Annotated in this window: 15 protein-coding genes; 9 read left to right on the forward strand and 6 right to left on the reverse strand. The window is 71.7% G+C overall.

What is annotated here, in order from left to right; genetic code table 11:
* Nucleotides 1-23: 23 nt before the first annotated feature.
* Nucleotides 24-1,565 (forward strand): 3-hydroxyacyl-CoA dehydrogenase, encoded by a 1,542-nt coding sequence (locus tag ACZ6ZQ_RS10940; RefSeq protein ID WP_469768204.1) that lies wholly within the window; start codon nucleotides 24-26, stop codon nucleotides 1,563-1,565.
* 5 nt (nucleotides 1,566-1,570) lie between these two features.
* Nucleotides 1,571-2,164 (forward strand): TetR/AcrR family transcriptional regulator, encoded by a 594-nt coding sequence (locus tag ACZ6ZQ_RS10945; protein WP_469768205.1) that lies wholly within the window; start codon nucleotides 1,571-1,573, stop codon nucleotides 2,162-2,164.
* A 110-nt stretch (nucleotides 2,165-2,274) separates the two neighbouring features.
* Here ACZ6ZQ_RS10945 and ACZ6ZQ_RS10950 read toward each other — a convergent pair whose 3' ends face one another.
* Nucleotides 2,275-2,790: an Lrp/AsnC family transcriptional regulator gene (locus tag ACZ6ZQ_RS10950; RefSeq protein ID WP_469768276.1), complete on the reverse strand. Its 516-nt coding sequence runs from the start codon at nucleotides 2,788-2,790 to the stop codon at nucleotides 2,275-2,277.
* 214 nt (nucleotides 2,791-3,004) lie between these two features.
* Here ACZ6ZQ_RS10950 and pdhA point away from each other — a divergent pair, with 214 nt between their 5' ends.
* From pdhA to ACZ6ZQ_RS10985, 7 genes are all read left to right on the forward strand, one after another.
* The gene (gene pdhA / locus ACZ6ZQ_RS10955; RefSeq protein ID WP_469768277.1) at nucleotides 3,005-4,165 is read left to right on the forward strand and encodes a pyruvate dehydrogenase (acetyl-transferring) E1 component subunit alpha; all 1,161 of its coding nucleotides are present in this window, start codon (nucleotides 3,005-3,007) and stop codon (nucleotides 4,163-4,165) included.
* Nucleotides 4,162-5,175, forward strand: a complete 1,014-nt coding sequence (locus ACZ6ZQ_RS10960) for an alpha-ketoacid dehydrogenase subunit beta (protein WP_469768206.1) — start codon at nucleotides 4,162-4,164, stop codon at nucleotides 5,173-5,175. The genes pdhA and ACZ6ZQ_RS10960 overlap by 4 nt, the downstream gene beginning before the upstream one ends.
* Nucleotides 5,175-6,713 carry a dihydrolipoamide acetyltransferase family protein gene (locus tag ACZ6ZQ_RS10965; protein ID WP_469768207.1) on the forward strand — a complete coding sequence of 513 codons (1,539 nt, stop codon included), beginning with the start codon at nucleotides 5,175-5,177 and terminating at the stop codon, nucleotides 6,711-6,713. The genes ACZ6ZQ_RS10960 and ACZ6ZQ_RS10965 overlap by 1 nt, the downstream gene beginning before the upstream one ends.
* A 55-nt stretch (nucleotides 6,714-6,768) precedes the next feature.
* Nucleotides 6,769-7,686: an NTP transferase domain-containing protein gene (locus ACZ6ZQ_RS10970; RefSeq protein WP_469768208.1), complete on the forward strand. Its 918-nt coding sequence runs from the start codon at nucleotides 6,769-6,771 to the stop codon at nucleotides 7,684-7,686.
* The gene (locus ACZ6ZQ_RS10975) at nucleotides 7,686-9,353 is read left to right on the forward strand and encodes a molybdopterin molybdotransferase MoeA (RefSeq protein WP_469768209.1); all 1,668 of its coding nucleotides are present in this window, start codon (nucleotides 7,686-7,688) and stop codon (nucleotides 9,351-9,353) included. Before ACZ6ZQ_RS10970 ends, ACZ6ZQ_RS10975 begins: the two co-directional genes overlap by 1 nt.
* Before the next feature lie 20 nt (nucleotides 9,354-9,373).
* A complete protein-coding gene (locus tag ACZ6ZQ_RS10980; RefSeq protein WP_469768210.1) occupies nucleotides 9,374-10,429 on the forward strand; it encodes a potassium channel family protein in 1,056 nt (351 codons plus the stop codon).
* Between the two features lie 206 nt (nucleotides 10,430-10,635).
* Nucleotides 10,636-11,628: an NAD(P)H-quinone oxidoreductase gene (locus tag ACZ6ZQ_RS10985; RefSeq protein WP_469768211.1), complete on the forward strand. Its 993-nt coding sequence runs from the start codon at nucleotides 10,636-10,638 to the stop codon at nucleotides 11,626-11,628.
* A 154-nt stretch (nucleotides 11,629-11,782) separates the two neighbouring features.
* On the opposite strand, the gene ACZ6ZQ_RS10990 is transcribed toward ACZ6ZQ_RS10985, so the two are convergent.
* From ACZ6ZQ_RS10990 to ACZ6ZQ_RS11010, 5 genes are all read right to left on the reverse strand, one after another.
* Nucleotides 11,783-12,319 carry a bacterial proteasome activator family protein gene (locus tag ACZ6ZQ_RS10990; protein WP_469768212.1) on the reverse strand — a complete coding sequence of 179 codons (537 nt, stop codon included), beginning with the start codon at nucleotides 12,317-12,319 and terminating at the stop codon, nucleotides 11,783-11,785.
* 98 nt (nucleotides 12,320-12,417) lie between these two features.
* Nucleotides 12,418-15,276: an ABC transporter permease gene (locus tag ACZ6ZQ_RS10995; RefSeq protein ID WP_469768213.1), complete on the reverse strand. Its 2,859-nt coding sequence runs from the start codon at nucleotides 15,274-15,276 to the stop codon at nucleotides 12,418-12,420.
* Entirely contained in the window at nucleotides 15,273-16,022 is a 750-nt protein-coding gene (locus ACZ6ZQ_RS11000; RefSeq protein WP_469768214.1) for an ABC transporter ATP-binding protein, read from the reverse strand. The genes ACZ6ZQ_RS10995 and ACZ6ZQ_RS11000 overlap by 4 nt, the downstream gene beginning before the upstream one ends.
* A gap of 117 nt (nucleotides 16,023-16,139) precedes the next feature.
* Nucleotides 16,140-16,754 carry a PadR family transcriptional regulator gene (locus ACZ6ZQ_RS11005; protein WP_469768215.1) on the reverse strand — a complete coding sequence of 205 codons (615 nt, stop codon included), beginning with the start codon at nucleotides 16,752-16,754 and terminating at the stop codon, nucleotides 16,140-16,142.
* A gap of 130 nt (nucleotides 16,755-16,884) precedes the next feature.
* Nucleotides 16,885-17,673, reverse strand: a complete 789-nt coding sequence (locus tag ACZ6ZQ_RS11010) for a hypothetical protein (RefSeq protein ID WP_469768216.1) — start codon at nucleotides 17,671-17,673, stop codon at nucleotides 16,885-16,887.
* Between the last annotated feature and the right edge of the window lie 23 nt (nucleotides 17,674-17,696).

Genomic DNA, 17,696 nt, shown 5'->3' on the forward strand with positions numbered 1-17,696 from the left:
AGTCGTAGGGGAGGATCACAGTCATGACCGTCACCGATGCCACCACCGGCACCAGCGGCACCAACGCCATCGCGCCGAGCCGTACCGTCGCCGTCGTCGGCGCCGGGACCATGGGCCAGGGCATCGCGCAGGTCGCGCTGCTCGCCGGCCATCGTGTGCGCCTCTACGACGTCGTTCCCGACCAGGTGGAAGCCGCCGCCGGTGCGATCCTCGCCCGACTGGAGCGGCTGGTTGCAAAGGGGCGGCTGGCCGAGGACGCGCGCGGCGCGGCGGCGCTCCGGCTGGAGCGGACGACCGACCTCGCGCAGCTCGCCGACAGTGCGCTCGTCATCGAGGCGATCGTTGAACAGCTCCCCGTCAAGCAGGAGCTCTTCGGCGCACTGGAGAACATCGTCGCCGACGACTGCATCCTCGCCACCAACACCTCCTCGCTCTCCGTCACCGCCATCGCGGGCGCCCTGCGCCGGCCCGGCCGATTCGTCGGACTGCACTTCTTCAATCCCGCCCCGCTACTCCCCCTGGTCGAGGTCGTCAGTGGCTTCGCCACCGACGCGGACGTGGCCACGCGCACGTACGCGACGGCGAAGGCCTGGGGGAAGACCCCGGTGCGCTGCACCGACACCCCGGGATTCATCGTCAACCGCATAGCCAGGCCCTTCTACGCGGAGGCCTTCGCCGTCTACGAGGAGCGCGGCGCCGACCCTGCCACCATCGATGCGGTCCTGCGCGAGTGCGGCGGCTTCAAGATGGGCGCGTTCGAGCTGACCGACCTGATCGGCCAGGACGTCAACGAGGCGGTCACCCGCTCCGTGTGGGAGTCGTTCTTCCAGAGCGCGAAGTTCACGCCGTCCCTCGCCCAGCGCCGCCTGGTGGAGTCGGGCCGCCTCGGCCGCAAGTCGGGCCGGGGCTGGTTCTCGTACGAGGACGGGGCCGAGCGTCCCGAGCCGCACACCGCTCCGGCGACCGAGCCGCCCTCGCACATCACCGTCGAGGGCGACCTGGGCCCGGCCGGGGAGCTGCTCGCGATGTGCCGCGAGGCCGGCATCACCGTGCGTGAGGAGGAGGAAGACCGGGGGACCCGCATCCTGCTGCCGAGCGGCGGGCAGCTGGTGCTCGCCGACGGTCAGACGTCCGCCGAGTTCCGCGATGTCGTCTACTTCGACCTGGCGCTCGACTACCGGGCGGCGACCCGGATCGCGCTGTCCGCGTCAGAGGTCACCGAGTGGGAGACGCTCCGGCAGTCGATCGGCCTGTTCCAGGCTCTCGGCAAGAGCGTCAGCGTCATCGGCGACGTACCGGGCATGATCGTCGCGCGTACGGTCGCGATGCTGGTGGACGTGGCGGCCGACGCCGTCGCCAGGGGTGTCGCGTCCGCCGAGGACATCGACACGGCGATGCGGCTCGGCGTCAACTACCCGATCGGCCCGGTCGAGTGGGGCCGCAGGCTTGGCCGCGCCTGGGCGCACGAACTGCTCGACGAACTCCACGCGCGCGTGCCCACCGGCCGCTATGCGCCGTCCCTGGGGCTCTACCGCCAGACGTACGTCGAGATGAAGGGCGAGTAGGTCCCATGACGACCGCCAAGCGCGACACGTACACCCCCGAGACGCTGCTGTCCGTCGCCGTCCAGGTCTTCAATGACCGCGGCTACGACGGCACCTCCATGGAGCACCTCTCCAAGGCCGCAGGGATCTCCAAGTCGTCGATATACCACCATGTGGCGGGCAAGGAGGAGCTGCTGCGGCGCGCGGTCAGCCGGGCGCTCGACGGGCTCTTCGGGATTCTCGACGAGCCGGGCGCGGTGCGTGGGCGGGCCATGGAGCGGGTCGAGTACGTGACCCGCCGCACCGTCGAGGTGCTGATGGCCGAGCTGCCTTACGTGACGCTGTTGCTGCGGGTACGGGGCAACACCCGGACCGAGCGCTGGGCCATGGAGCGACGCCGGGAGTTCGACCACCGCGTCGCCGATCTGCTCAAGGCCGCCGCCGCGGAAGGCGATCTTCGCGCCGACATGGACATGCGGCTCGCGACCCGGCTGCTCTTCGGCATGGTCAACTCCCTGGTGGAGTGGTACCGGCCGCAGGCCGGCAGTGGATACGACCGGGACCAGGTCGCCGACGCGGTCGTACGGCTCGCCTTCGACGGGCTCCGCACCGCCCACTGAGACGGGCTGCGAACCAGCCACTGAGACGGGCTCCGCGCCGGCCCTGAGTCGGGCGTCGCACCGGCTCCTGACCTCGTGCCCATATCCGTACCCGGACCCGGCCGACCCGCTCAGCGGGTCGGATCCGGGTCCAGGTCCGTCTCCTCGAAGACCAGCAGCGTGCGTGTGGAGAGCACCTCGGGGATCGACTGGAGCTTGGTCAGGACGAGTTCGCGCAGTGTGCGGTTGTCCGGCGTGTGGACCAGCAGCAGGACGTCGAAATCGCCGCTGACCAGGGCGATGTGGGCGGCCCCAGGCAGCGCCTGAAGCTGTTCGCGCACCGTCCGCCAGGAGTTCTGCACGATCTTGAGCGTGATGTACGCCGAGGCGCCGTGCCCGGCGCGCTCGTGATTCACACGGGCGCTGAAGCCGCGGATCACTCCGTCGTCGATGAGCCGGTTGATCCGGGCGTACGCGTTGGCGCGCGAGACATGCACCCGCTCGGCCACGGAGCGTATCGAGGCGCGACCGTCCGTCTGAAGGATGCGGAGGATGTCGCGGTCGATCGCGTCCAGTGCCCGTGGCGGGGGGCCGTGCCCGGCCCCGGGCACGGCTTCGTACCCGGTGCGGTCCCCGTCATCGGCCATTTGTTCAGCTGTCACGTCCCCCCGCCTCTCTGAGATGGACGACCTGTTCCTATCCCAGGCTGTGGAGAACCGTTTGTCCACAGGCTGAAGGTGCCTGTAGCCAAAATGCGCCCACGACCGAACAATCGGTAGGTGAGGCGCCTCACACTCCGCGCCCTTCATGGGTCCTTATGCCCGCTCCCACGAGGAGGTGCTCGCGTTGAAGAAGAGCAGCATGACGGTCCAGGAGCGGCCGGGTGCGGCCTACAGGCCCACCCCGCCCCCTGCCTGGAAGCCGCGCACCGACCCTGCGCCGCTGCTCCCCGACCCGGAGCCGTACCGGGTCCTCGGTACCGACGCCGCGGCCGGGGCCGACCCCGAGCTGCTTCTGCGGCTGTACGCGGAGCTGGTCCGCGGCCGCAGGTACAACGCGCAGGCGACCGCACTGACCAAGCAGGGCAGGCTCGCCGTCTACCCGTCGAGCACCGGCCAGGAGGCGTGCGAGGTCGCTGCCGCGCTCGCCCTGGAGGAGCGCGACTGGCTCTTCCCCAGCTACCGGGACACTCTCGCGGCCGTGGCCCGCGGCCTCGACCCCGTCCAGGCACTGACGCTGCTGCGCGGCGACTGGCACACCGGCTACGACCCGCGCGAGCACCGCATAGCGCCGCTCTGCACGCCGCTCGCCACCCAGCTGCCGCACGCCGTGGGCCTGGCGCACGCCGCGCGTCTCAAGGGCGACGACGTCGTCGCGCTCGCCATGGTCGGCGACGGTGGCACCAGCGAGGGCGACTTCCACGAGGCGCTCAATTTCGCCGCCGTATGGCAGGCCCCGGTCGTCTTCCTCGTACAGAACAACGGCTTCGCGATCTCCGTCCCGCTCGCCAAGCAGACCGCAGCGCCCTCGCTCGCGCACAAGGCGGTCGGCTACGGAATGCCCGGGCGTCTCGTGGACGGGAACGACGCGATGGCGGTGCACGAGGTGCTCACCGAGGCGGTCGCGCGGGCGCGGCGAGGCGGCGGCCCGACCCTCGTCGAGGCCATCACCTACCGCATCGACGCGCACACCAACGCCGATGACGCCACCCGGTACCGGGGCGACAACGAGGTCGAGGCCTGGCGCGAGCACGACCCGATCCGGCTGCTGGAGCAGGAGCTGACCGGGCGCGGGCTGCTCGACGAGGACACCGTACGGGCGGCCGGTGAGGCCGCCGAGACGATGGCCGCACAGCTGAGGGAGCGGATGAACGCGGATCCGGTGCTCGACCCGATGGACCTGTTCGCGCATGTCTACGCCGAGCAGACCACCCAACTGCGTGAGCAGGCGGCACAGTTGCGCGCCGAACTGGACGCCGAGGGTGCCCACGGCGGCCACGGCGCGGAGGGTGACGCACGATGAGCACGGCAACCGTCAGGCCGTCCAAGCCCGCCACGATGGCGCAGGCCCTGCAGCGCGCGATGCGCGACGCGATGGCCGAGGACCCGTCCGTCCACGTCATGGGCGAGGACGTCGGCACGCTCGGCGGCGTTTTCCGGGTCACGGACGGTCTCGCCAAGGAGTTCGGCGAGGACCGCTGTACGGACACACCGCTGGCCGAGGCGGGGATCCTCGGGACGGCCATCGGCATGGCGATGTACGGGTTGCGCCCCGTCGTCGAGATGCAGTTCGACGCCTTCGCCTACCCCGCCTTCGAGCAGCTGATCAGCCATGTCGCCCGGATGCGGAACCGCACGCGCGGCGCGATGCCGCTGCCGATCACCGTGCGCGTGCCGTACGGCGGCGGCATCGGCGGAGTCGAGCATCACAGCGACTCCTCCGAGGCGTACTACATCGCGACTCCGGGGCTCCATGTCGTGGCGCCGGCCACGGTCGAGGACGCGTACGGGCTGCTGCGGGCCGCGATCGCCTCCGACGACCCCGTCATCTTCCTGGAGCCGAAGCGGCTGTACTGGTCGAAGGCCGACTGGTCGCCGGAAGCTCCGGCCGCCGTGGAGCCGATAGGACGCGCGGTGGTGCGGCGCCCGGGGCGCAGTGCCACGCTCATTACGTACGGGCCGTCCGTGCCGGTCTGTCTGGAGGCCGCCGAGGCCGCGCAGGCCGAGGGCTGGGACCTTGAAGTCGTCGATCTGCGTTCGCTCGTGCCCTTCGACGACGAGACGGTGTGCGCGTCGGTGCGGCGCACCGGCCGGGCGGTCGTCGTCCATGAGTCGACCGGGTTCGGCGGGCCGGGCGGGGAGATAGCCGCCAGGGTCACCGAGCGCTGCTTCCACCACCTGGAGGCGCCGGTGCTGAGAGTTGCCGGCTTCGACATCCCGTATCCGCCGCCGATGTTGGAGCGTCACCATCTGCCGGGTGTGGACCGGGTACTGGACGCCGTGGCGCGGCTGCAGTGGGAGGCGGAGAGCTGATGGCCCAGGTGCTCGAATTCAAGCTGCCGGACCTCGGTGAAGGCCTCACCGAGGCGGAGATCGTGCGGTGGCTGGTCGCCGTGGGCGATGTCGTCGCGATCGACCAGCCGGTCGTCGAGGTCGAGACGGCCAAGGCGATGGTGGAGGTGCCCTGTCCCTACGCGGGCGTGGTGACCGCGCGCTTCGGTGAAGAGGGCACGGAGCTGCCCGTCGGGGCTCCCCTGCTCACCGTCGCGGTGGGTCCGGCGGAGCCGGTGCCCGGGCCCTCCGGGACGACGTCGTCGACGTCCGGGGCGGCCGGGGCGGCCGGGGAAGAGTCGTCCGGCAATGTGCTCGTCGGGTACGGCACGGGTGCCCCGGCGGCGCGCCGCCGTCGGATCCGGCCGTCCGCGCTGTCGGGCGCCGCGCCCGGCGCCGCAGGCCCTGTGGGCGCGGCGAACGGGGCGACCGCCCCGTCACCCGGCGCGGCCGGCGCGGACCCGCGGCCCGGGGCGACGTCGTCGGACACGGCCGCCTTCGCGGGCCATGAGCCCGCCTGGGACAGCGCTGTGGAGAGCCCGGCGCCTGATGCGCCGCGCGGTGGTGCGGTGTGGAGTGCTTCCGTCGCTCAGCCGACCGGGCGTGCCGCCGAAGGGCCCGTGGCGGTGATTTCGCCACTGGTGCGGCGGCTGGCCAGGGAGAACGGCGTCGATCTTCGCGAGCTGAAGGGGTCGGGGCCCGACGGACTGATCCTGCGGGCCGATGTGGAGCACGCGGTCCGGGCCCTTGCCTCCGCCGCCGGGCCGCAGCCGGTCGCGCCGCAGCCGGTCGTGTCCGCTTCGGCGCCCGCCGCAGTGCCCGTTACGGCAGGCGCCGAGCGGATCCCGCTGCGCGGGGTGCGCGGGGCCGTCGCCGAGAAGCTGTCCCGCAGCCGGCGCGAGATACCGGACGCGACCTGCTGGGTGGACGCCGACGCGACCGAGCTCATGACCGCGCGCCGGGCGATGAACGCCGCCGGCGGGCCGAAGATCTCGCTCCTCGCGCTGCTGGCCCGTATCTGCACGGCCGCGCTCGCCCGCTATCCCGAGCTCAACTCCACGGTGGACCTGGACGCCAAGGAGATCGTGCGCCTGCCGGAGGTGCATCTCGGCTTCGCGGCCCAGACCGACCGCGGCCTGGTCGTTCCCGTGGTCCGGGACGCCCACAGCCGCACGGCCGAGTCGCTCACCGAGGAGTTCGCGCGGCTGACCGACAAGGCCCGGCAGGGCAGCCTCACACCCGCGGACCTCACCGGCGGCACGTTCACCCTGAACAACTACGGGGTGTTCGGCGTCGACGGGTCCACGCCGATCATCAACCACCCGGAGGCGGCGATGCTCGGGGTCGGCCGTATCGTGCCGAAGCCCTGGGTGCATGAGGGCGAGCTGGCGGTCCGGCAGGTCGTGCAGCTCTCGCTCACCTTCGACCACCGGGTGTGCGACGGCGGCACGGCGGGCGGTTTCCTCCGGTACGTGGCCGACTGCGTCGAGAGTCCCGCTGTGCTGTTGCGCACGCTGTAGCTCCTGCCGGTTCCCCACCGGTTCCGTACGGGTGATCGCGGCCCATACTTCTGGAGTGACTGCGGATGCGGAGTACGACGCGATCGTGCTCGCCGGAGGTGCTGCCAAGCGCCTCGGCGGGGCGGACAAGCCTGGGGTGAGCGTCGGCGGCCGGGCGCTGCTCGACCGGGTGCTCACGGTGTGCCGCGGCGCCGGCCGCACCGTTGTGGTCGGCGGCCGGCGGGCCACCGCGCGCCCGGTCCTCTGGGCGCGGGAGACCCCGTCCGGCGGTGGGCCGCTCGCCGCGCTGGACGCCGGGCTGCGGCAGACGTCGGCGCCCACCGTTCTCGTACTCTCCGCCGACCTTCCCTTTCTCGGCGAGGGGACGGTGCGACAGCTGCTCGACACGCTGGGCGCGGGCGGGCAGGAGGCTGCGCTGCTCACCGATGCCGAGGGCCGCGACCAGCCGCTCGTCGCGGCCTACCGGGCCGAGCCGCTGCGTCGGGAGATGGCCCTGATCGCCGCCGAGTACGGCAGCCTCGCGGGGCTGCCGCTGCGGCTGCTCACGCAGGAGCTCGACCTCGACCGGATCCCCGCGGAGCCCTTGGCCGCCTTCGACTGCGACACCTGGGAGGACATCGCCGCAGCCCGGGCGCGTATCAGGGAGCATGGAAACGTGCTGGACGAATGGATCACCGCAGTCAAGGACGAACTCGGCATCGAGCTCGACGTCGACACCGGCGTGCTGCTCGACCTGGCCCGGGACGCCGCCCACGGTGTAGCCCGGCCCGCCGCGCCGCTCACCACCTTCCTGGTCGGCTATGCGGCGGCCAAGGCGGGCGGCGACGGTGCCCAGGCCGTGGCCGAGGCGGCCCGCAAGGCCGCGGCACTCGCCGCGCGGTGGGCCGCAGAGGCCGACGAGACCGCCGGCGGTGGGCAGGGGAAGGCCGAAGGGCCCGCCGACCCGGGCCCGAACGACGAGGCCGACACCTGATGTCAACGTGGGACCGTGGACTCGACGCTCCGGGTGCTGCCGTGCGGGGCCACGGACCGGACGCTTCGGGTGCTGCCGTGCGGGGCCACGGACCGGACGCTTCGGGTGCTGCCGGACACGGCGACACACTCGACCGTTCGGGCCCTGCCGGGCACGGCGGCGGACTCGACGTGCCGGGCGGTGCCGCAGAAGCCGGTACGGGTCCGGCAGACAACGGTCGCGCAGAAGCCGGTACGGGTCCGGCAGACAACGGTCGCGCAGAGGCCGGTACGGGTCCGGTGGACAACGGTCGCGCAGCAGCCGCCGCGACGCCCTCAGGTGCCGCTGCCGCTGACGCTGACGACGGCGTCGAGGACGCGCTCGCCCTGGTGGGGCGGCAGCCGGGACGGTCATCGGGCCCCAGGGCCGGCGGCCGCGGAGACAACCCGTCGGCAGCCGGTCAGGGACGCCCGCCCGCCGAACGGCACCGTGCCGCGCCCTGGGGCGAGGCCCGTGCGCTCGCCGCGCGTGCCGGCCGTGCCACCGCGCTCCGTACTCGCCGCGATCCCCTCGACCGTGCGCTCGGAGGTGTGCTTGCCGCGCCGCTCGCCGCGCTCACCGATCTGCCGTCCTTCGACACCTCCGCCATGGACGGCTGGGCGGTCGCCGGACCCGGCCCCTGGACCGTGGAGAGCAGCGACAGCGGCATCCTCGCCGGACACGGCGAGCCGGAGCCGCTCGCCGACGGCACGGCCGTACGGATTGCCACCGGCGCCCGGATCCCGCCCGGCGCCACCGCCGTCATCCGCAGTGAGCACTCCCGCACCGACGACAGCGGCCACCTCCACGCGCAGCGCCAAGTGACCCACGGTCAGGACATCAGACCGCGCGGCCAGGAGTGCCGCTCCGGCGACCAACTCCTCCCCGCCGGAACGCTGGTGACCCCCGCCGTGCTCGGACTCGCCGCGGCCGCCGGCTACGACGCGTTGCACACGGTCGTGCGACCGAGCGTCGAAGTGCTCGTACTGGGCGATGAACTGCTCACGGAAGGGCTGCCTCAAGACGGTCTGATCCGAGATGCCCTCGGGCCGATGATCGGTCCCTGGCTGAGGGTGCTCGGCGCCGACGTTGTCGCCACCCGACGGATCGGTGACGATGCCGACGCGCTGCACCGGGCCGTCACGAACTCCGAGGCCGACCTCGTCGTCACCACGGGCGGCACGGCGGCCGGGCCCGTCGATCATGTCCATCCGGTGCTCCGCAAGGCGGGCGCCGAGCTACTGGTCGACGGTGTCGCCGTGCGCCCCGGGCATCCGATGCTGCTGGCCAGGCTCGCGCCCGGCCGGCATCTGGTGGGACTGCCGGGGAATCCGCTCGCTGCCGTCTCGGGGCTGCTCACACTCGCCGAGCCACTGCTGCGCGAGAGGTCCGGGCGGGCAACCCCGGCCCCGTATCACGCGTCCCTACGGGACGAGGTGCATGGTCATCCGTGTGACACCCGGCTGGTGCCCGTGGTGCGTCGTGGCGACAGGCTCGTACCGCTGCACTACAACGGTCCGGCCATGCTTCGGGGCATCGCGGCCGCGCACGCCCTCGCCGTCGTTCCGCCTGGTGGGGCGCGCACCGGAGACGAGCTGGAGGTCCTCGATCTGCCCTGGTCGCCGACCACCGAAGGGCGTTTCACGTGAAACTTCCCGGTCATGACGTCATGGCCCGGAATGCCGACGAACAGCTGGCCGCTGCGCGCGTCAATATGCCGCGCCGCGTCGTCGAGCGCCCCCTGCGTCAGGTGGGCAAGCGCCTGCTGATGGCGCTGTTCGTGCTGGTGCTCACGGTGTTCATCGTCTGGCTCGACCGCGGCGGCTACCACGACAACGCCGACGGGCGAGTCGACTTCCTCGACTCCCTCTACTACGCGACCGTCACTCTCTCCACCACGGGTTACGGCGACATCGTCCCGCACAGCGACAGCGCCCGGCTGGCCAATGTGCTGCTGGTGACGCCGCTGCGTGTGCTGTTCCTGATCATCCTGGTCGGCACCACTCTCGAGGTCCTCACCGAGCGGACCCGGGAGGAGTGGCGGCTGAGCCGCTGGAGGGCCACTTTGCGTGACCACACCGTAGTCATCGGCTTCGGTACGAAGGGACGTTCCGCGCTTCAGACCCTGTGCGCGACGGGTCTGAAGAAGGAGCAGGTCGTCGTAGTGGATCCGAGTTCAAAGGTCATCGAGGCGGCCAACGCGGATGGGTTCGCGGGGGTCGTCGGCGATGCGACCCGCAGTGATGTGCTGATCCGTGCCGAGCTGCAGAAGGCGCGCCAGATCGTCATCGCCACCCAGCGCGATGACACGGCGGTCCTGGTCGCGCTGACCGCGCGGCAGCTCAACCGGGGAGCGAAGATCGTCGCAGCGGTGCGCGAGGAGGAGAACGCGCCTCTGCTGCGCCAGTCCGGTGCCGACGCGGTGATCACCAGCGCCAGCGCGGCGGGCAGGCTGCTCGGGCTGTCCGTGCTGAGCCCGTACGCGGGCACTGTGATGGAGGACCTGATCCAGCAGGGCAGCGGGCTCGATCTGGTCGAACGGCCAGTGATAAAGAGCGAGGTCGGCAGAAGCGTCCGGGAGACGGACGACCTGGTGGTGAGCGTGCTACGCGGGCACCGGCTGCTGGGTTACGACGACCCCAAGGCCAGCCCGTTGCAGCTCACGGACCGCCTGATCACCATCGTGCGGGCGGAGAACAGCCATCCGGTGCCCGGCACGGACTGACAACGCGCCCCGTACGGACCGAGTCGCGCCCCGCATGGAGTGACAACGCGCCGCGTAGGGACCGAGTCGCGCCCCGCATGGAGTGACAACGCGCCGCGTAGGGACCGAGTCGCGCCCGGTACGAACTGCGCCTGAGCGGCGTGGTCTTCGCGGGCGCGGCAAAGATCACCCGGCGTGTGCAGGGCGGCCGGAGTAGCCTCGCGGCCATGCATGCGATCACGATTCCCGAACCAGGTGGTCCCGAGGCGCTGGTCTGGGCGGAGGTGCCCGACGCTGTGCCCGGCGAGGGGGAAGTCCTCGTCGACGTTGTCGCGAGCGCGGTCAACCGCGCGGATCTGTTGCAGCGCCAAGGCTTCTACGAACCGCCGCCCGGCGCGTCCCCGTACCCCGGGCTGGAGTGCTCCGGCCGGATCGCGGCGCTCGGCCCCGGAGTCTCCGGGTGGCGTGTCGGCGACGAGGTGTGTGCGCTGCTGGCCGGCGGCGGATACGCGGAGAAGGTGGCCGTTCCGGTGGGACAGCTGTTGCCGGTGCCGGAGGGTGTCGACCTGGTCACGGCGGCGGCGCTGCCGGAGGTGACCTGCACGGTCTGGTCCAACGTGTTCATGGTGGCGCATCTGCGGCCCGGTGAGACGCTGCTGGTGCACGGCGGAGCGAGCGGGATCGGCACGATGGCGATCCAGCTGGCGAAGGCGGTCGGGGCGCGGGTCGCGGTCACGGCGGGCGGCGCGGAGAAGCTGGCGCGGTGCGCGGAGCTGGGTGCGGACGTTCTGATCGACTACCGCGAGCAGGACTTCGTCGAGGAGCTTCGGAAGGCGACGGACGGGGCCGGGGCGGACGTCATTCTCGACATCATCGGCGCGAAGTATCTGGACCGGAATGTGCGGGCGCTGGCCGTCAACGGCCGTCTCGCCGTGATCGGGCTGCAGGGTGGCGTGAAGGCCGAGCTGAACCTCGGGGCGCTGCTGGGGAAGCGGGCGGCGGTGACGGCGACGTCGTTGCGGGGGCGGCCGCTGACCGAGAAGGCGGTGATCGTGGCGGCGGTGCGCGAGCATGTGTGGCCCCTGGTCGAGGCAGGGACGGTTCGGGCGGTGGTTGATCGCACCGTGCCGATGCCGGAGGCGTCCGAGGGGCACCGGGCGCTGGATTCGGGTGCCCATGTGGGCAAGGTGGTGCTGGTCGCGCCCACGGCTGAGGGGTGACCTACGGCTGGGGGTGACCCATCGCTGAGCGCTGGGCAACGGGGAACGGCCCCCTGCAACGCCTCGGGCCCCGTTCCCCTGAGGGGAGTGGGGCCCGGCCGCTTGCATCGCTGGAGGTACGGGCGTCGCTAGGGCCTGTCTTTTGGATCAGGCCTTAGAGGTAGGGGCCCGAGCGGATCGCGCCGTGGGGGTTGTCGTCGTCGTGAGGGGCACCCGCAGGGAGGGCGCGGCGCATCTGTTCGAGCTGGGCGCGGGCCGCCATCTGCTGGGCGAACAGCGCCGTCTGGATACCGTGGAACAGGCCCTCCAGCCAGCCGACCAGCTGGGCCTGGGCGATGCGCAGTTCCGCCTCCGAGGGCACCGCCTCGTCGGTGAACGGGAGCGACAGGCGCTCCAGCTCCTCGACGAGCTCCGGAGCGAGGCCGTCCTCGAGCTCCTTCACCGAGCTCGCGTGGATCTCCTTGAGCCTGACGCGGCTCGCCTCGTCCAGAGGTGCCGCCCGCACTTCCTCCAGCAGCTGCTTGATCATGCTGCCGATGCGCATGACCTTCGCAGGCTGTTCGACCATCTCCGTCACCGGGACCTCGCGCGACTCGTCGTCACCGTCACCGCCGCCGAGCGCCATTCCGTCCTGCCCCACGATGAGGACATGGGGGCTCTCCTGCGACCGTTCATTCCTCGGCATCTCCATGCCGCCCATTCTCTCGCACAAGTGGTTCACCACACGGTGTGCCCCCGTACCGGGGTGATCCACCCTGGTACGGGGGCACAGGTCCGTCACGGATGGGCTCAGGTCGCCGCGCGGCGGGCCAGGGCCCCGCGGGAGCGGGTGACCAGGGCCGCCAGGACGGCCGCGCCGAGCGGGACGACGATCAGCAGGGCGGCGAGGGTCTCCCAGGGGAGGATGATCGGGATGTTCGGCGGGCTGTCGGTCCCGCCGAAGCCCGAGTCGAGGGCCTCCTCGTACCACTTCATCTCCTGGCGCTGCTCGGTCAGTCGCAGTCCGACCGCCGGCAGCACACCCGCCGCCGAGCCGAGCACCACACCCATCGCCGCGACCACACCGCACTGGAAGCCGCTCAGCGTGCGACGGACCCGCGGCGGGGCGCCGACGGCAGCCAGCGTCTTCAGGTCCGCCTCGGCGTCGGCCTGGGCGAGCCCGGTCGCGATACCGGCCGCACCGATGGTGATCAGTCCGGCGAAGACGGTGAGCGCCAGCAGCACGATGTTGCTGTCACTGGTGTAGCCCTCCTCGATGTGGAGGTCGACATTGGCACCGGTCTTGTCGAGCTCACCGTCCAGCTTCTGCCGCTGCTCGCTGCTCGGCATCCGGTCGGTCGAGTAGTACGCCCCGAAGGGGACGGTGGTGATGCCGGAGGCCTTGGCTGCGGCCGGCGGAAGGATCATCGACAGCCCGTACGCCTTCACGTCTCCGGCGACCTGGTGAGCGGGGAAGGTCTTGACCGGTCCCGGAGCATCCTTGCCCTCCTCCATCGCCTTGTCGGCGGCTTCGTTGTCGGTGATCAGACGGATGCCGATCGAGCCGCTCTTGTCGACGTTGCGCTTGTCGAAGGAGACGATCTTGCCGTCCGCCAGGGCCTTCGCGGCCGCGGGGTCGTCGATCGCGAGCACCTTCAGCAGCTTCGCGTCACCGACGATCACGCCACCCACCAGGGTGCTCATCCCCTGGTTCTCCTTGCAGCGCCAGTCCTTGGCGAGCGCGCGACGCTGGGCCTTGGTGAATTTCTCGGCCGGGTCCTCGTTCCCGGTCGAACTCCACAGCGGACACTGGTGCGCCTTGGGTACGACGACCTCGTACCGGCCGCAGTCCTCGGTACCGCCGCTGTACTGCGCGCAGTTGACGTTCCCGACGACGATGCGGTCCACATCGGCCTGCACATCGACCGGCAGGTACTTCTGCACCGCCGCCCGGGCCGCCGGGACGTCCCGGCCGCCGGCCTCGTCGAGTCCCAGGTAGACCGCGCCGTGCGGCAGCCGCGCCTCGTAGGAGGCTTCGTCCTGGGCGTCCGTGCTCGCGGCGTACGTGGCCACGGCGACGGTTCCGGCCACCGCGGCCAGCACCGCGGCCACCGCCGGAGCCGTGCGGCCCCGGTTGCGTACGGCGTCGCGCAGCGCGAGCCGCGGCGAGAGCGGCAGCCAGCGGCCCGTCCGACCGAAGAGGCCGACCAGCGCGGGGGTGAGGGCCACGATGCCCAGCTCGGCGAGCGCGCTTCCGCCGGCGACGACGACGAACTGGTCCGAGAAGGCGGACCCGTACAGCGCGATCGCCGCTCCGAGCAGTGCCGCGACCAGGCCGATCACGGGAAGCACCCTGCTGCTGCGGCGGACGCCCCGACGCCCCGTGAGGGAGGCCAGAACGGTCTGCCGGGAGGCGGTGATCGCCGGGACGATCGCGGCCAGCAGACCGGTGATCACCGCGAGCAGCCCGATGCCGAGCAGCTCCAGTGGCCGGATGTCGAAGCTGCCGAAGCGCGCACCCATCTGATCCTCGAGCAGGGGACGCAGGGCAAAGGTCAGGACAAGGCCGAGGACCGTGCCCACGACCGCCGCCGCGAAGCCGATCACCAGACCGCCGGCCAGGACGATGGCACGGATGTGGTGGCGGTCGCCGCCATTGGCGCCGACCAGTCCGAGCTGGCGGCGCGAGCGCCGGGCGCCCACGGCGAAGGCGGGGCCGGCCAGCAGACAGATCTCCAGCATGGCGAGGCCGACGACGGTGCCGACCGCGGCGAGCGCCGCCGCCTGAGCGGCCGTGCTCTCCTCGTATCCGCCGCCCCAGCCGTCCTGGTCGTAGAGCGGTACGTCCGAGTCGGCGGGCGGGGCGAGCTGAACGGCCCGCGACATCACCGTCGCACCCTTGGCGTTGGCCTCCTTGACCATGTTCCACGTGAAACTGCCCGGAACGCTCACCAGATAGCTCGTGCTCTTCTCGGTGCCGGGCAGCTTGTCCGCCGCGAGCGCCTTGTCGAGCGGGGTGAGCAGGGCGCCGGGGACCGCATTGACCTGATCGGTCTCGAGCGAGTTGGGCAGCTCGTACGAGCCGACGATCGTGTACTCCCGGTCGAGGCCGCGCGCCGAGAGCTTCGAGCCCACGCTCAGCCCGCTGGACTCCAGGAAGTGGGTCGTCGCGGCGACCTCGTCCGTCCCCTTGGGGAACCGGCCGTTGACGAGCGTCATGATTCCCGCGGCCATCGGGTCCGCGGCCTTGAGCTCACGGATCTCGGTGTTCAGCAGGCCGTGCGCCGTGCGGAGCCTGCCGACGCCGTTCGAGTCCTCCAGCCACTCGGTGCCTGCCGGGAAGGCCTTCTTGACGTCCTGGTCGCCCGTCGGCCACGGCTTGTCGTCGAAGTTCCCCACCGGGGCGTAGTTGTTGCCGTTGGGGTCCTGATAGATCGGTGCACCGCCCACACCGGGGTCGGTGAAGCTGGCGTCTGCGGCACCGAGCTTGCGCTCCATGGTCTGCTCGGTGGAGAGCTCGGCGCTGCGCAGTGTCAGATCGGCCGCGCTCACCCCGAGGATCGGCAGGGCGATCATCGACAGAACGAGGAAGCTGCGCCCCTTGGAACGGATGGCGTCGCGGCGGGCTATGCGGACCGCGGCACGCCAGGAGTGGTACCAGTTCTTCACCGCTCGGCCGCCTGCCCGGTCAGCAGGGAGTCCGCTTCGGTACGGACGGTCTGGTCGACGACCGCGCCGTCGCGCAGGAAGACGACCCGGTCGGCCCAGGCCGCGAAGCGCGGCTCATGGGTGACGAGGATGCCCGCCGCGCCCGCGTCGCAGCGGGCGCGCAGCAGGGCGAGGACGGACTCGCCGGTCTCGGAGTCCAGGGCCCCGGTCGGTTCGTCGGCGAGGACGAGGCGGCGGTCGCCGACGAGAGCACGGGCGATCGCCACCCGCTGCTGCTGGCCGCCGGACATCTCGTCCGGGAACCGGTCGGCGAGATGGCCGAGGTCCATCTCGGCGAGGGCGGCGACGGCTTCGGCGCGGGCCTTGCGGGCGGAGGTGCCGTCGAGTTCCCGCGGCAGGGCGACGTTCTCGGCGGCAGTGAGCGCCGGGATGAGGTTGTAGTCCTGGAAGACGTATCCGATGCTGCGGCGGCGCAGGGCGGCGAGGGCCTTGCGGCCGGCGGTGGTGATGTCGGTGTTCTCGACGATCACTCGGCCCGAGGTCGGGGCGTCGAGGCCGCCGGCGATCGTGAGGAGCGTGGACTTGCCGGAGCCGGACGGGCCCATGACGGCGACGAGTTCACCGGGGAACACATCGAGGTCGATACCGCGCAGGGCGTGTACTTCGGTGGCGCCGCTGCCGTGAACCCGGGTCAGGTTCTGCAGTTGCAGCACCGGCTGCCGGGACTTCTGGGAGTGGTCGGACATGGAGGGTCCCCCCTTGGGCGTGCGCGGAAGACGCACGCGAGCGGATGTGCGGAGAGCGGACGTGCGCACAGCGGACGTGCGCAGAGCGGATGGGAAGGCGGGACGGGGAGCCGGGGCTCAGCCCCGCCGCCCCCGGCGGTCGTGGGCCGGAGCCGGAGCCTGGGTGGGTGGGGGTGCAGGCTCCGGATTGCGGGCCGCCGCCGTGGAGAGCCGGATGAGCCGGACCTCGCAGTGGTCGAGCCAGCGGGCCTCCGCCTCGGTCTGGAAGATCAGCTGTTCCAGTACGAGCAGCCAGGCAATCTCGTCCCGTCCTGAAGGGGCGGACTCCAGCGCCTGAGCTTTGAGCCGGGTGTAGTCCTGCATCGCCTTCACGGTGTGGCGGCGCTGGGACTGGATGACGTTGCGGATGTCGACCGTGGGTGCCCCGACCGCCATGGCGAGCTTGATCGCCAGCTCGTCGCGGGCCGGGCTGGTCCGGTCGACCGGCCGCTCGAACCAGGCGTTGAGTTCCTCGCGCCCGGCGTCCGTGATGACGTAGAGCGCGTGGCCGGCCCCGTCCTCGCCGTCCTGAACGACCATGCCGTCGCGCTCCAGCCGGCTGAGGGTCGTATAGACCTGGCCGACGTTGAGCGGCCAGGTGGCTCCTGTGCGGGACTCGAACTCCGTGCGGAGCTGGGACCCGTAGCGGGGGCCGCGTTCGAGGAGGGCGAGGAGGCCGTGGCGAATCGACATACTCAGTATGTATACCGGGTATGCCGAGGGCGGCAACCATCCTGAGGCGGACTTCGTGTGTAGGCCGTACGAGGGACGGATGGGTCGGTGGACGGCCTCGAGGGGTGTGCCTGGTGTGGCCTATGGGGTCTCAGCTGCGGCGCAGTCGTAGTCCCATGTATCCGAGGCCGAGTCCCATCAGGGCGCATCCGGCACCCAGTGTCAGTACCGGGATCTGTCGCCCGAGCGGCTCGGCGACAGCATGCACGGCCCCCTGGCCGGCGGCGGGGGCGGTGAGGGCCGGGGTGGGTGCCGGGGGCGGCGGGGCGGTGGGCGGCATGGCGGCGTCCACGTCGTCCGTGTGCTGCGCCGTCGGCTCCGCCTCGTACTCATGATCGTGCTGATGCTCGTCAGGGTGTTCACGCTCATGCCGCCGATCGGGCGACCTGGTCGTGCTGTGGGAGGGGGCGGCCGTACGGCCGGGGCGCTTGCGGCCCTCTCCCGCCTGGCGCCCGGCGAGTGACGGTGAAGCGGACGCGGAGGTCTCCGGGGTCGGCTTCCCGGCGGGCCTCTTGGCAGGCTTGTCGGCGGCGTTCGGGGCGGCCTCGGGGGCGTCGCGGTCGGCCCCGGGCCGCCACTTCATGTCGCCGTTCTGTGCCGAACCGGGTTTGTCGTGCCTGTCGCCACTCTTCCCCGGGTGTGACGGGGGTGAGGTCTGCCTCGGCGCATGCCCCGTCGGGGCGGGTCCGGAATCGTCTCCGGGGTCGTCCTCACCGGAGTCCTCGGCATGCGCCCCCGGGGCGTGGCCCGTCTCGCGGGCGTCCCGGGAGTCCTCGGTCCAGGTCGCGGGGGTGCCGGCGTACGCGTACGTCGCGACGGGTACGGCCAGCGCGAACGCCGCGATGGTCGTCGCGCAGTGCATGCGGAGCTTCGGAGCCACCGGATGACCCCCTCCCGAGCCAG

Source organism: Streptomyces sp. NPDC053673, assembly GCF_055585225.1.